This window comes from Vibrio sp. CB1-14, from assembly GCF_040412085.2.
Classification (GTDB): Bacteria; Pseudomonadota; Gammaproteobacteria; order Enterobacterales; family Vibrionaceae; genus Vibrio; species Vibrio chaetopteri.
Map to the genome: position 1 here is coordinate 78,431 of NZ_CP115922.1, position 15,036 is coordinate 93,466.

A 15,036-nucleotide genomic window follows, 5' to 3' on the forward strand; every position below is an offset into this window, starting at 1 on the left:
ATGCTTGTTTATGGCTGTGCCATCTTCACTCCTAGAACTTTGGTAACAAGTCAAACAAACCCAGGAGCATGACCAATATGAGCAAAAAACTGTACGCTAAAACCAGCCAAGGCGTTAACCCACCACCTAAAGTGACATAGCCATTTTTAATCTCTTCCTTCTCTGGAGTATTTTTTCGGCTCTTCATAGCTATCAAAGCTGGATAGACACCAGCCCACATAGCTCCTGCTAAACCGGCAAATCCTATCGCCACTAAAAAACCATAGGGGAAAGCCAGAGACAGTATTAATGGAAGCAATAACACCGACACTTTCGCGTAACGCGTTGACAACTTATAGTGGCTTGAAAGAACATCTGTTAGATAATCTAAGAGTCCCTTTGCAACACCAATAAACGACGTCAGGACGGCCATTTGTACAAAAAAGAACATGAGCGATTTAATGTCGTCACTTTGACTGATGGTCTCTACCACATTTTCGATATTGTCTTTCCCTGCACTTACCGACGAAATCATGGCATCACGAGACTGATTTCCCATAATTACCAGTAACCAAACTAAGTAGATAAAGGACACCAACCCAAGCCCAAGGGCTATACACCTAATCACGCGGCGAGGTTTATCGTCATAGAGCTGCCTAAGCATCGGAATGACTTGCTGATATCCCATTGCAGCCATAAAAAACGGAAGAGACACGAACAAAAATGGTAGCAGACCAAAGGAATAGTCATGTTCAATCGCTGGTTCAATAATATTGTTGACTTCAACGCTAAAACTAAGCTCATAGACAATAGAGACGAAGGATAAACTCATCAAGAGTACAAAGACACTCAAAAAACGGCTAATGGTTATGGGAATCGTATAAAATATCGCGCCAAAGACTCCAGCAAAGAGCAACCCAGCAAAATACCTATTTAATTCATAGTCAGTAAATTTACCGATGTAAAACTGGACAGCCTCGGTACCCACAGTGATGTATGCATATAGCAATATAAACCCATTAAATATCATCATACAGTCGCAGATTAAGGCATGCTTACTCCCCACCAAATCACGAACCATACTGTGTATCCCCGTTCCAATCGGGTACTTCATGTTCACTTCCAACAACAATGAACCTGACGCTAGAACGTAAAACGCAGTTGCCGCCAGAACAACCAGACTGAGAGAAAACCACATTCCTATGCTAACGATAGGCAGACTCATCATACCAACACCTACAGCGGTACTCATAACCACCGCTGCGCCGTACATAAGTGAGACACGTCGACTTGGAGAACTAGCCATAATTATTAATCCTTTCAAGTTGAAGAATAGCTGCCTCAATGAAGTCACTCAGAAAAGCAGCAAAGTTGACCTGATTTATAGCGCAGGTTCGAACTGCGCTAGAAAATGTCGTAGCACTACAGGTTCGTAAGTAAAACGATACCCTGATATCTTGCGTCGATTTTTTTTCAACTTAATAAGGCTTTCAGCTACATAATCTAGGTGTTCATTGGTGTAGGTTCGCCTTGGAATTGCGAGTCTTAAGAGTTCCAGAGGAGACGCTTTTTGGATACCAGTCGTAGGATCGCGTCCCAACAGTAAGGACCCAATTTCAGCAGAGCGTATTCCTCCTTCCAAATATAAGGCGTTCGCCAACGCGTGACCTGGAAATTCATCGACACTGATATGAGGCAAAAAAGCCTTAGCATCAATAAATACTGCATGACCTCCGGTGGGTTTTTGAACGGGTATTCCCGCATCCGTCAGTTTCTGAGCCAACCTGTTCACTTGATGAATACGGGCTGAAAGATAGCCATAATCCATCGCCTCATATAACCCCACCGCCAGAGCCTCAAGGTCGCGACCAGCCATGCCGCCATAGGTCGCAAAACCTTCCATTGGAATGCAGAGCGCTTGAGACGAACGGTATAGATCTTCGTTGTCTTTAAAACAACATAACCCCCCAATATTGACCATAGCGTCTTTCTTAGCTGACATCGTAAACATGTCCGCATACTGAAACATTTCTTTTACGATCTCAGCGATACTCCAACCCGAGTATTTCTCCTCTCTTTGCTTGATGAAATACGCATTTTCCGCGAAGCGTGCAGCGTCCATAACAACCGGAATTCCATATTCTTTTGCAATATCGTAGACGGCTTTTATGTTCTCCAGAGAAACTGGCTGCCCCCCCATGCTGTTGCAAGTCACAGTAATAATAATTGCTGCTACATTTTCTGAACCGTTCAATTCAATATGCCCAACCAACTGTTCTAAATCGAAATTGCCCTTCCAATCGAATGGCTCTGTTAATGTATAAGCCTCTTCAACGACAACATTTACCGCCTTAGCACCATTTAACTCAACGTGTGCTGCCGTGGTATCAAAATGATAGTTGGAAATAAATACAGGTTTCGTCCCACCTCGCTTCATTTTCATTTTTTCTATTAGCACGGGGAACAAGATTTGCTCGGCTCCCCTTCCCTGGTGCACAGGGATCGTATATTGATACTGAAATATGTCATCCACTGCTTCTTCCAATTTATAAAAACTGGTACTGCCAGCGTAAGATTCATCCCCTTTCATCATCGCCGCCCACTGATTCTGGCTCATAGCGCCTGTTCCCGAATCAGTCAACAAGTCAATGTACACTTCTTCACTCTTTAACAAAAATGGGTTAAAACCTACTCGCTCAAGCGCTGAGAGGCGTTCTTCTTTAGGAAGTAAGTTAATCGGCTCGACGGCCTTGATTTTATATGACAGAGGTAAATTGCTCATCATAAGTCCCCTACTGGCCCTAGAATTTAGGGCTTCTTTATTATTAGTCAATAATCTACTGACACTAGAAACAATATGCCTTATTAAAGGTAATGCTAATTCAAATAGCACTAATGCATAACTAAGGCAGTCAATAAAAAAGCATTAACGGGGAATGAGCCTTGAAGGTGTTTTAATTTTAGGATCAACAGTATACCAGCGAAACCAAGATACAGGAGAAGCTGTTAAAATATGTAAAAATACAAAGCAAAACATTTTCATTACCATCTCCTTATATAAACTGTGTTAACCAATGTAAAAAACAATATACTTAACACAACAGAATATCAACAAATGAAATGTTCAAAATAATCGAATAGAGTTATTGCTTTGTAATAAAAAATATAAAAAAGCAAATACTATCATTTACTTATAAAAATAATGACTCTTATTTCACCCCCAATGCTAAAGTGCAACATTCAAAAAGTGGGTAAAGCATCACATATTAAAATAATCTTATAGAGCAGAGACGACCTCCATTAAAAGAACTCTTGAGGCAGTAATTTATCAAGATGACGAAAAAATCAAACCATTGAAATAACATAAAATATAAGATATTTAATATCGACATGAGGGAGTTAAGAAGTTCAAATTCATCCTGAGAGGCACCTCTAGCCCAACAAGGAGCGACTCGCTGACGGCAAAACCATTTCGGTAACATTAAGGAACGGAGCAGCCTTCTGGGAAGAACGTCCTCCGCGCAATTTGGCGGATGGTTGCCATAAGCGTTCGTTATCTGAGACCGCTATGGTATCGCGTAAAACAGTTACTGGAAAAATAAATAACCTTTGTAATTATGAAAGAAAACTTTGTGACACTTACGCCACCCTCAAAGCTCTCAACAATCTTACAGGGGTCAGTATGCCCGAAATACAACCGATTTAGGTGGCGTTTACTCTTAAGCTGGATTCAGCAATAAAACTCTAAAAACTGTATGAATAAACGATTACCATAGTAATGCATGCCACTAAAAATTGGTCAAGCAAAGACGGTTTAATTAACTACTAACCATCTAAATTACCGCCGATTAATCGAGCTAAAATTCGCTACCAAGAGTTATTTTTTATTAAAAATTAATGAAGTTCGTAGTCGTAGTGACTATAGATACACTAACGATATGCAACAGAGGATAATCGTTATGTCTATTTTTAAGTCAGTTTGGATTGGGATCGTGTGCTTAGGGATTACCGCCTGCGCATCAAGCCCTGAAGATGAATACGCGAAGCGCCTACAAGAACAACAAGAGCGAGTGGAGAAAATCAAAGCACAACAAGATGAGCTCAAAGCACAAAGTATCGACGATGCCATTGTTGAAGTGCCACCGTGGTTCTTTCAAGCGCCAGCCAATAACGGGAGCGGCTATTATGGCACGGGAACAGGACTGAGCTCTACGATGCAAGGTGCAACCGATAAAGCTAGGATACGCGCAGAGAGTGAAATCGGTCGTAAGTACTCCAACGACGTGGCGACCAACGCTAAAGATTACCGCGCCAGCGTGTCATCAAACGCCGCAGCCGGAGACACTGTCTCAGAAAGTACTGAAGTGACCATTGATGCGTTTTCGACGTCCCGACTCTCAAACCTCGAAATTGTGGATTACAAAATCCTTCGAGAAGGCACACAGTACCGGGTCTATGTCTTGATGTACGGTTCAAACCAAGTGTTTGATAAAACCGATCTGCTCAATGATGTTCGAGAAGACGCCGCACAAGCGCATGAAGCTCTTCAAGAACGAGTGAAAGCAGAACGCGCGTCGGCATCGACGAGTGCGCTATGAATGCCATAAATCATCAACTGACGACTGCTGCTGCTTATGTAGCTATCTATAACCAGCAGTGGTCAACTTTTGAGTTTATGAGCCTTCCTGATGGACTTGCTTTTGCCATGCTTGGGGCGCTATTGCCGGATATCGATTGTCGCCATTCAACCATTGGGCGCAAACTCCCTTTTCTCTCTCTACCCATCCAATTGGTATTTGGACATCGAGGAGCGCTCCATTCCCTCTTGGCTGCATTTTGCTTGCTGTATTTTGCATCCCTTGCTGCTTTTCCTTGGGCACAGAGTTTAACCTTTGGTTTTATCGCGCACTTGGTTGGTGACTCGTGCACAAAAGCTGGTGTTAATTACTTTTGGCCAGTGTCGAGTCATCGCTTTCGATTCCCCATACTCATCGCTCGAAATCCACTCTTCGAGTACACCACTTCCGCTGTACTTCTCCTATTAGCTTTTCTTTCCTTTTGAGACTTCATTCTGTCTGCTTAATCCCATTACCCCGCCTTATTAGCCGCTAGATCTACTAGATGATTCTTTCTCATGTAATGGATTGACCTATGCTTAAGCAGCCAAATCTCTGTACTATGTCGCGACGTCTTCTCTTTGGCGCTTCTCTTCTATTTATCTGTAACTCGATGCTCGCTGCGCCCATAGAATGGCGCTATGACACTCACACCAAGCCCGTGTTCGAGAAGAACGCGCTCGGTAGCTTACAGCCCTCTCTAGTTGTAGCAACCGGGCTTGACCGTTTTGTCGTTGTAAAAGTGAAGGCCGCAGATGGAACTCTGCTCTCAGAGCATAGAACCGCACGTGTCACCATAAACGACCGATTAACGACAAGCACTGGCAGCACTTATGGGAAAAGTATCCCGCTATCATTTCCTCGAGAAGGGAAATATAGCGTAACGTATCAGATGCTCGACACACTAGATAGGGTCATCGAATCAGCTGAGTACAATGTGATTACGGACATCACCGCGCCGAGTGTTGGCCGTGTTACCGCAAGCATTCCATATGGACGCGGTATCGCTAATGATGGGCTGCCAATTTGGTCGCCTATTGAAGCTCGCGAAATTCGCGTTAGTAGTATTAGTGACAGCAACCCCATCATCGATACTTATTATGAAATTAGATATCGAGAAGGAGCCAAGAATGGGGATTTGATATCAACAGGCAAGCTAATCTACAACGCTGGCGAGCAAACCGCCATGCTTGGAACAGGGAGCATGTACTCCATTGACTACTCAAACTTTCCATCGGAGAAAATTGGCGCACGCTTTACTGCATTTGTTAAAGATGAGGCTGGTAATATTGCGAGCACTCATATTGACTATCACAACAATGGGCACTGCGTATCTCGACCACAAGCTTACGCATACGGAGTTCAAAGTGGTGGTAGCGTGCTGCTTGGCCAGCCGAACATGCGCCTTGTAACGAACAACAATTTGGTCGACAAGAATCCCGTTGACATCATTTTTCGAGTCCCCAACGATGAATCAAAAAAACTCAACCCAACTTACGGTGGATACCCCGAAGGGCATGGAGTTGCAGTAAATTACCAGTGGTTGACGCACGATAACGAATTCAGCTATTTGTTGGTTAAACAACTGCCGGTCGGCACAGATGGTCATGCTATGTGGCCGATCATAGGCCATACTGATCAATTCACATGGCGTTGCCACCCGTATACTCTTCCTAACGCGACATTTACAAGCTCCGCAATAGCACCAGTTTTTTTACGCTACGAGGCACTCATAGACAATTATGGCTGGGTTCCTAACTCGACAGGAGTAATAAATACCCCTGACATTCCGCGTGACACAAAACTATCCCAGCTTAAAATGTTCGCTGAACCAAGAAGTTATGCGCAGGATCTGATAGACGCAAACCTAGGGTATATGTGTACTGTACCTATTGGCGGGACAAGTTGCATTTATCGTCCTAATTGGCCGTTCAACTCTACGGGCACATCGGGTCACTATCATCAACGTCCCATGCTTACGAAAAGTGGAACAGAGCTCAGGACAGCTACCTCGTATATCTTTGAGTACGACGGCTCTTCTCCGATTATTCATGACGCATTTGAGTGGCTCGATTCAAAACGTATTCTATCGTTTACTGTAACTGAGTTGTTTAGTGGTGCTACTTGGGGGCGAGTCAAACTCGCACGTGCTGGAGTTCGCGTCTGGTCTACGGAGAACCAATTAGTAGCTGAAATCGATGGTATTAGTGAAACAGATGGTGATATCTCAAAGGTCAACACATCTCTATCCGGTATAGCAAGTGGAGACTATCGCATCGAAGCGTTTGCTGTCGATAACAGCCACAACACTACCAGCAAGACACTGCTCGACCAGGTGACGTTTGACAATGATCCCCCTGAAATAGAATTGCTCGTAAATCAAATAGATTTCATTCAAGGACAACTGGTAAAAGGACTCGAGTCATTGATGATCCGAGTGATAGATCAAAATGACGCAAGTGTAGAAAGTATGACTCTAACTGGTGGACCTGCGAGCGATTCTGTGGAGCTTGCGTTTGTTACTCAACAAAACGGTCTGACGTCGGTCGAGTACCCAAGGCTTTTTCCAAGCTTGGAAGCGGGTCAAGAGTACTTGATGACCATAGTGGCTGCAGATAAATATCAAAACAGCATCACTAAAATGTACCGCTTCAACTATGAGCCAAACAACCTGATTCGGCTCGAATCAATAGCCTATTTACCTGTTGCTCAAGAGCTCTTCGACAGTGGCGACGTGCCATTTGCGCGTGTATTGTCGAATTCACTGCGAACGGATGACGGTAGCATCGCGAGTGGAGTCCAAAGCCTGTTAGTGTCAGTGAGGTCAGACTCACAAACAGGAATCGCCATCAATGAGGTGCAGGTTCTTCCTGGTGAGACAAAGTCGGTGCAATACACCATTACAAATCTTGAAGGAATGTTGGAGCTACCTATTCGCCCCATAACTGTCGATAGCAATGGCGACGGTAGCGCAACCTTTCTTGTCGAAATCCCGTACATCAAATAAGCATCCATTTTGGCTGCTTAATCGGAAATCGAAGGGACAGAAAAACGCACACTTACATGTATTTTCACTGCGAAGTTCGACATGAAGACGGTAATGCTCTTCTTTTTATTTGCATTTTATTTGGTCGCGTAATCACAGATTAACACATAAGCATTTACAGCTGGATACGGGCAGGTGGAATTACCTGTTCGAAATGCATCCGGAGTACTAACACCGACAGCAAAAAGTGCCTTGGCTTATTACGGTTTGAGTGCCCCCCTTTTTGGAGAACGACAATGAATAGATCTCTCTCATCCCTTGCCGCGCTGTGTTTTATGATTATGACTCCCGCTCACTCAGCCATCATCGAAGGGGCTATTTTCAGCACTCCCCAAGGACAAAGTGTTGAGCGAAAAGTTGAAGCAACAACATTTGTAAATTCGGTTGGTGATATAACGCTATTCGTATCGTCGGGTTTAGACCGAAAGTTGCAAGTAAATGTGAAACACAACGGTATCGTCATAGAGCAATTTACGTCACCGGTTATCAATACTAACAATAGATACACGTTTGGTGAAAAGAGCTTTTATGGACTAGAGCATACTCTGCGATCTTTGAATAAAGAAACACGCTACGAAATTGACATCACAACTTTTGATCTATCAAATAACGCACTGGCCGTAGATAGTTACCTATTTGTAAGAGACGTGACTCCTCCCCAAATCACTGGTGAAATCTATCGAAGTGACACTCATGGTGGGCACTTTCCAATGTTCGGAAGCATTGAAGCATTCAGTAACCGTGGGTTCAACTATTCGATCAGTGTTAATGGTATCCAAGATAGCTTGTCTGGCGTCGATAGAGCCACATACTTTATCCAACACCCAAATCACAGCGACTCAGAGCGCTATGAGGTTCAGGCCGATGTCGATGCAGCATCTGGACTTGCCATGGTGCTAGCGAAACAAGCGGCTAACATCGAATATGCGGCGAAACGCGCTGACTACACCATTGGGTTTGACCTATATGATAAAGCGAATAACAAAGCAACCGTAACTCGAGTGTCTAAGATTGACAACGAATGTCCGAGTAAGCCTGTATTACAAATTCGAAATGCTGCATCCGGTGTATGGGAAAACTACAATTCGTCCGGGCATTACATCCATGCCAACCCAGTTCAGTTTCGAGCCTTGAGACCATCCGCTGACTTTTACATCAATGGTTGGTACGGGTGGGGAGATTGGCTAGGCTCTTCATACGCCTATAGCGGCGGGCTATATGGCCTACCCCAATCATCATATGAGACAGGACAATGGAAAGTCGATGAGACGACATTCTCATACCCTAACAGTCTTATTTGGCTCGATTTCTTTACGAAATCTGGCTCAAGCTGCTCTGTCCAGAGATTTGGTAACACGGATCTAAATCTAGTACCTGCGAATCAACATGTACAACTGGCCACAAAGTTAAACTCTACCCAAATCTTGGCCAATAATATTTGGGTTGACCCGCACCCTGCAACAGAGTTCAATGGAATCGCTTATGGCATAAAGGAACCAACCCATGTGTCGCACATTCGAGCTCACGTTGAACCAAGGAGCTATGTACAGGTATTGACCGATACGCTTGTGGGTACAACGTGTCATGTACCAGTCGGCGGCACCTACTGTGATATACCGGTTAACTATTCATTTACTCCAACATCTAAATCATTTTTCTCTGATTTTTATATTAATGCGAAGTCGACAACAGGTCAGTTTGAGCAACGTGTTGGTATTGCACGCATCGTTTACGATTGGAACCCAATTAGTATCACAGACATTAGCCAGAATACGTTAGGACAAGAGCTGAAGGTCATGACTCAAAATGGTGACTTAACCAATAATTGGTGGGATACCTATTTTGGCCTTCGTACAGTTGAAGCCAAGTCATTGACAGATAACACGCCTCTAACTCATGTCAATCTGGAACGCTATGATGTGCAGAATCGCGCTGATTTTTTATCCTTAAAGGGGCTAAGTGAAGGCGTCCATGATATAGAGGTCACTATCACCGACAAGATTGGTACTATAGCTAAAACCATCACAAAAGTAGATATTGATACAATATCCCCGTCATTTGATATCAGTTATGAGTCAGGTTCAATGCCAGAGACTATTTCCGACATACGAGATATCTTGGTAACACTAATGGATATGCACAGTTCACATGTTGTTGAAGCACACCTAACGGGTGCGTCAAGTAACGAAAATATCTTCCTTGGCATAGTTAACAATAATAATACCGCAACCTTTGAGCTTCCTCGTATTTTTCCAACTCTAATCGAAAATGAGCGTTATCAGTTAAAAATTGTCGCTGAAGATAGCTATAGAAATCAATCGACTGTGACTATCTCATTTGGATACATACCAAAGGGACTGATTACGCTAGAAGCGCAAACAACGTTGCCGGTTAGTCACCCGCTAAAAGACATCAATGACAATGCCATAGCGCGTTTTGTCAACAATTATCCATTAGTCACCGACAGTGGCATGATGGCCACCGGTAATCAAGATACGTACATAACGAATCGAAAAACGTCGGACTTCGCAGTTATGGTGATAATAGATGGGGTTAAAGAGACGGTAGAACCGGGGACAACCAGTCGAACGTCCCTCGACCTAGGAAATACCGGTTCGACATTTGAGATCCCTATTTACCCCGCTAGACCGGGCGAACTTGGTACTGCAAGCATAATGCTCGATATTCCACAGTTAAGAAGTATCCATGATTAATGTTAAGCGCTGAAAGTGCTCACAAGCCCAGCAAGCTCTATTGCTGAATAATGTTTTAAGAACTTGAGCACTATTTCACACCTGGTTATCTCTAGGATTGACCCTACAGCTTCTGGGCTTCCATTAAACTGGTAACGTGACATTGCCGTGTATCTTGTTTGGTTTCAGATTTAAATGCAGTCAAACAAGGAAGGTCTCGCGGAGTTTCTATTTGAGATCCCTCAACTGAAGTCCATTTACTGAGATAAAAATTTAGACTAAATGGGTCGCTTAATCCCACATAGTAGATGATTCGAACGCTAGCCTTGTATGAATCAAGCGCTAGTCGGAGTCGAATATGAAAAAGGTAATGCTCTTCTTTTTACTTTGCATGCCATTTAGTCACGTAATCTCAGCTGAACTGATAAGCATGCACAACTGGGTGCAAGTTGGTGCCCCAAGCTCCGGTGATTGGAACGTTGCTGAAGACGGCAATAGCGTCTATCAAAGTATCAACGGTCATCCAACAGCCTTTGTGTCTAGTGAGAAATACTCTTACCGAACATTTCGGGGAGTAATTCAAGTAAGTGAAGGTGTCGGCGACGACGATTACATCGGCATGATCTACGGCGAACCCGCTGGAGGGGGCTTTTATCTATTCAGCTGGAAGCAAGGTGCTACGGGAGCAAAAAACGGTTATACCCTACTCTATTTTGATGGAACGCTTGACGAAATGTCACACTATGGATGGTTAGTGCATGACGAAGAAAAAGGTGTCAACACCATTCTTGGCAAGAAAGAAGGTGTCGGTTGGGTGCATGGCCAAGAGTACGCATTTGAGCTTCAAGCGTATCCGGATAGGCTTGTCGCCAAAATTGATGGTCAAGTAATTTTCGATGTGAATGACCTTGAGATACCAGAGTCAAGATTCGGCTTCTACAACTGGTCACAAGGTGGAGTCCGTTACAACTCTATAGAACAGCTCTACCCTCCAATAGCAGAAAGTTTAGAGTTTGATTCAATGCAGGGTAAATCTCTACGAATCCTAGCCGCATACTCCGACCAGAATAGTGGTGACGTACATACCTGCTCGTATTCCTCACCAGAGTACGGTTACGTTTGGAGTAAATCCAACTGTTCTTTTATCTATTTTCCGTCGCCAGAGCATGCTGGGGTCGACTACTTCACCTACACCGTTACGGATAATTCAGGTCTCAGTACCACTGCAACAGTAAGAGTCAAGAACCAGATTGGTGGCAGCTACTTCGAGATGCCACATCAAGTAGAAGCGAACAAGACTTATTCTATCTCTCTAAACCAACTAGCCCCAACAGAATCAGAGTTTCCAAGACCACAGATCAACATCGTAAACAAACCGAGCTTTATCACTTATAACAGCCAAACAGACAGTCTGGAAATAACCCCCCTAATCAGCGATCTTGGGCTACACAAAAACATTGAGGTAACGTTCACACAGGGGGATGTGGAATATACTTCAGGCTCCTATGATCTATTAGTTCATCAGCCCGCATCCGATATTTCTTTAACTCAAAGCACGGGGGCGCCACCAGCGAATAGATTACTTCGCACTATCAATGAAAAACCTGCTCATGCTTTCAGACTACCGCCAATACATACCGTTCAAAACCACCTAGCAACTGGCATCCACAAAGCTATCGTTCACTCCAACAGTACCAATGAAGCATCGTTTATCGTATCTAATAAAGATATCAAGCCAGGAGATACTAGTGAGATCTATATCGACCTCACAGAAGAAGGTACGCACATTAACATTTACGCGTCAGACACATCGTCTCGTATCCTCGATGTGAAATTAGAAATCCCGAACCTCTGGTCACCAAATGACCTCTACTACATTAGAAGCTCTGCATGCAGCAACGCATATTTCACACCATATCGATGTCAGACGACCCTAGAGATAAATGGGAACCTGGCAATCGAGGATGATATACAAGTCATCGTATACAACACGGAAGACAATGAATTCCACACCATGAGCGTCGATCATTTCTTGACTAAACTACCTTCTTTTGAGAGCTGGCTTCAAACCCTACCGGAGTTGAGAGATGAGCACCTAGTCTTGGTGAACTGCAATTATGGACCTTATGGTACTGGGCGCTGCCAGCAGATATTTAACCTCACAAAAACAGCATTGGGGCTTGTAGAAGATACACGAGCGAAGTTTCAAAAAGGCACAGGCTTATGGGTGTTCAATAATAATAAAGGCGTACTTTGGCAATCTAATGACTACATCAACACTATTGGCTGGGGCAGTTCTACGACAGTATGGTTCCATTCTGATGAACTCTGACAACGCAAGTGAGGGGAGAACTAACTCTGTTTTTTTTCTCCCGAAGTACCTAGCATTAAAGAGCTCGACTCTACCTTTTCAATGACTGCGTTAAGTGACTCAAACTCTATCGCATGATCAACCAGTAAGCCTTTACCTTGGCCACTTTGTGCTGTGCCATCACCCATATCCCCCATACCGCGAAGTAACAGATCGGCTTTGGCTAGAGAAAAACCATCTTCATTTTCACAAAGCGTCTTTAAGCGTATCAAGGAGTCGTCAGAGATAGGCTTTGTTGGAATCAAATCACAATACCCGACACCTCCAGAGCGGGCAACTCGCCCTCGGATTTGATGAAGTTGCATCAGCCCCAAGTTTTCAGGATTAATAATCACCACATGCATCAAGTTTGGAATAGTCACTCCAACCTCAACGAAGGTGGTGCTCACCAAGATTCGACCACAGCCTGATTTCATGTCAGTCATGGCCTGATCATTCACCTCTTTTGATAGACCGCCATGAGCCAATTTCACGCTATCTTTGCCGTAAACTTCTACCCAGTCTTGATATAAGCTCTGTGCGTCGACACGATCCTGCTGACTTCCCTCCTGCAAAGACTCTCGCTTGGTGCAAATAAACAGTACCTTGAAGCCTTTTGCTACCGTATCCTGAACTCTGTGTACCACATCGACGACTTGATTATGCGAAAACAGTTCGGTCAAGACTTGTCTAGGGGTATGGTATCGAGTGATAGCAAAATATGGCACCATACCTAGCTCTAGCATCGCTTGAGTGCGCGGTATGCAGGTTGCAGAACTTAGTAGTAAGTGAGTTCGACCTACTGTAACAAGCTCCGCCTCTTTTTGCGAAACGCCCAAACGCTGCTCTTCATCGACCCAAACCAGATCAAACTCCACCGACGCTCGATTGTGGATGATTGCAGAGGTGCCCACCACGATATCCATGCTTTCTGAAACTTCAGCTGCGACATTGAAACCACGCTCTTTAAAACGAGCAAGCTCTGCACGATTAAGCAAAAAACACACTGAAAGTTCTGGGAAAAGATCGACTAGCTCCGTGTAGATTTGAATACCCAATATGACGCTTGGGATCATAATAGCAACACGCCCACCCGCATCAACGAAATGCCGAGCAACCATTGCACCTACAATGGTCTTTCCCGTACCGACATCCCCCATAAGCACGGAGCGTGGCGCGCCTTGTTGATAGGCAGACAAAATACCTCGAACCGCTCCTTGTTGTTCGTCGGTTAGACAAAAGCTCGCTCTATCAAAATAAGCGTTCACTTCTTTTTTGAACGTGAGTGGGGCGTCAATGCGTGAGTCGCAGGCCTTAGACGCGACCATTAATAGTGAAGCCAGCTTTTGTAATATTGAAAAACATGTCTGTGCGCGTGCAGTGTCACTTGGATAATGAACTTCACGCAGCACGTCCTCCAATTGAATGCCATGAGCTTCTATTACCTCTCGTAACTTCGCTGGTGGCAGTTGCATACTGCTAATCCGTTCGCGAATGTAACTCGCTGATGCAGCAATGAGCCCTTCGAAGTATTCAGACAGTTTTGCAGAGTAACTCAGCCCATTTAGGGCTTTAACTCGGCATGTCTTATAGAGACCGACGCGCTTGAGTCGTAAACTATCGGGGATCAGTTTTGGTGTAGTGAGGTACCTTTGCTGACCGACATCCTTTACTTTTACAAGTAGTTCAATTGTGTGACGATCCGAAGCCGCAAATCGCAGAGCCTGGTTAATCTCAGAAGACGCAGGGTCGAATGATGACAACTCAAACCGACCTTCATTGGTACTGATTTCTCCGTAACCTCGGCGATAGTGACGTTGCCAACGCGTAATAACGCCACGCACCACAACTGTCGATCCATCTTGGCAATCTAACGCAGAACCGACATTCAAAGAAAGATAGTCAGTCGGCAGCCTCAAGAGAATTTGCCATGGATGTTTAACTTTGAATAATTTGCAGAGCTCTTCCAATGTTATTCAGTGGATGGGCGAGAGATAACGTAGGTCTTTTCAGGTACGTCTTCAAACGTTGTTCTCTTCACCTTAAGTGTCCACTCCTCCCCTTTCATAGGTTCAAATGTAAACTCCTGGAACTTGCTTTTTCCAATCAAGCGTTCCTTATCTCTAGTGAAAGCAACACGCAGCAAGCCAGTCTGGGTAATCAACCCTTCATCTACGATTTCAAAGCTAAGTCCATTGTCACTCTGCCATTCACCAAGCAACAGGTGATGTTCAGTCTTTACTGTGGTCTCGGCAAAATCTGATTGGTATACCCAAAACACAGGAAAACTAAGCAAGCCAACAATACAGCCAAGCAGTAATTTCTTTTTCATGATAACCCCCTTCACACGCC

At 44.2% G+C, this 15,036-nt stretch carries 9 protein-coding genes and 1 pseudogene; 6 read left to right on the top strand and 4 right to left on the bottom strand.

What is annotated here, in order from left to right; all coding sequences use genetic code 11:
* Positions 1 to 31 precede the first annotated feature (31 nt).
* Both PG915_RS24315 and PG915_RS24320 read right to left on the bottom strand, forming a co-directional pair.
* Complete coding sequence (locus tag PG915_RS24315; RefSeq protein ID WP_353500397.1) at positions 32 to 1,285, bottom strand: aromatic amino acid transport family protein; 1,254 nt, start codon at positions 1,283 to 1,285, stop codon at positions 32 to 34.
* A 75-nt stretch (positions 1,286 to 1,360) separates the two neighbouring features.
* A complete protein-coding gene (locus tag PG915_RS24320; RefSeq protein ID WP_353500430.1) occupies positions 1,361 to 2,761 on the bottom strand; it encodes a tryptophanase in 1,401 nt (466 codons plus the stop codon).
* 702 nt (positions 2,762 to 3,463) lie between these two features.
* On the opposite strand from PG915_RS24320, the pseudogene PG915_RS24325 reads away from it, so the two are divergent.
* The 6 genes and pseudogenes from PG915_RS24325 to PG915_RS24350 form a co-directional block, all read left to right on the top strand.
* Positions 3,464 to 3,685, top strand: a pseudogene (locus PG915_RS24325) (IS5/IS1182 family transposase); the annotation flags it as partial.
* Between the two features lie 253 nt (positions 3,686 to 3,938).
* The gene (locus tag PG915_RS24330) at positions 3,939 to 4,577 is read left to right on the top strand and encodes a hypothetical protein (protein WP_353500398.1); all 639 of its coding nucleotides are present in this window, start codon (positions 3,939 to 3,941) and stop codon (positions 4,575 to 4,577) included.
* A complete protein-coding gene (locus PG915_RS24335; RefSeq protein WP_353500399.1) occupies positions 4,574 to 5,041 on the top strand; it encodes a metal-dependent hydrolase in 468 nt (155 codons plus the stop codon). Before PG915_RS24330 ends, PG915_RS24335 begins: the two co-directional genes overlap by 4 nt.
* Positions 5,042 to 5,130: 89 nt before the next feature.
* Positions 5,131 to 7,602: an Ig-like domain-containing protein gene (locus tag PG915_RS24340; RefSeq protein WP_353500400.1), complete on the top strand. Its 2,472-nt coding sequence runs from the start codon at positions 5,131 to 5,133 to the stop codon at positions 7,600 to 7,602.
* A 275-nt stretch (positions 7,603 to 7,877) separates the two neighbouring features.
* Entirely contained in the window at positions 7,878 to 10,355 is a 2,478-nt protein-coding gene (locus PG915_RS24345) for an Ig-like domain-containing protein (RefSeq protein WP_353500401.1), read from the top strand.
* 337 nt (positions 10,356 to 10,692) lie between these two features.
* Positions 10,693 to 12,666 (top strand): Ig-like domain-containing protein, encoded by a 1,974-nt coding sequence (locus PG915_RS24350; protein WP_353500402.1) that lies wholly within the window; start codon positions 10,693 to 10,695, stop codon positions 12,664 to 12,666.
* A gap of 20 nt (positions 12,667 to 12,686) precedes the next feature.
* Here PG915_RS24350 and PG915_RS24355 read toward each other — a convergent pair whose 3' ends face one another.
* Complete coding sequence (locus tag PG915_RS24355; protein WP_353500403.1) at positions 12,687 to 14,603, bottom strand: helicase-related protein; 1,917 nt, start codon at positions 14,601 to 14,603, stop codon at positions 12,687 to 12,689.
* Positions 14,604 to 14,656: 53 nt separating this feature from the next.
* On the bottom strand, positions 14,657 to 15,016 hold the full coding sequence (locus PG915_RS24360) for a hypothetical protein (protein WP_353500404.1): 360 nt from the start codon (positions 15,014 to 15,016) through the stop codon (positions 14,657 to 14,659).
* Positions 15,017 to 15,036: the final 20 nt, after the last annotated feature.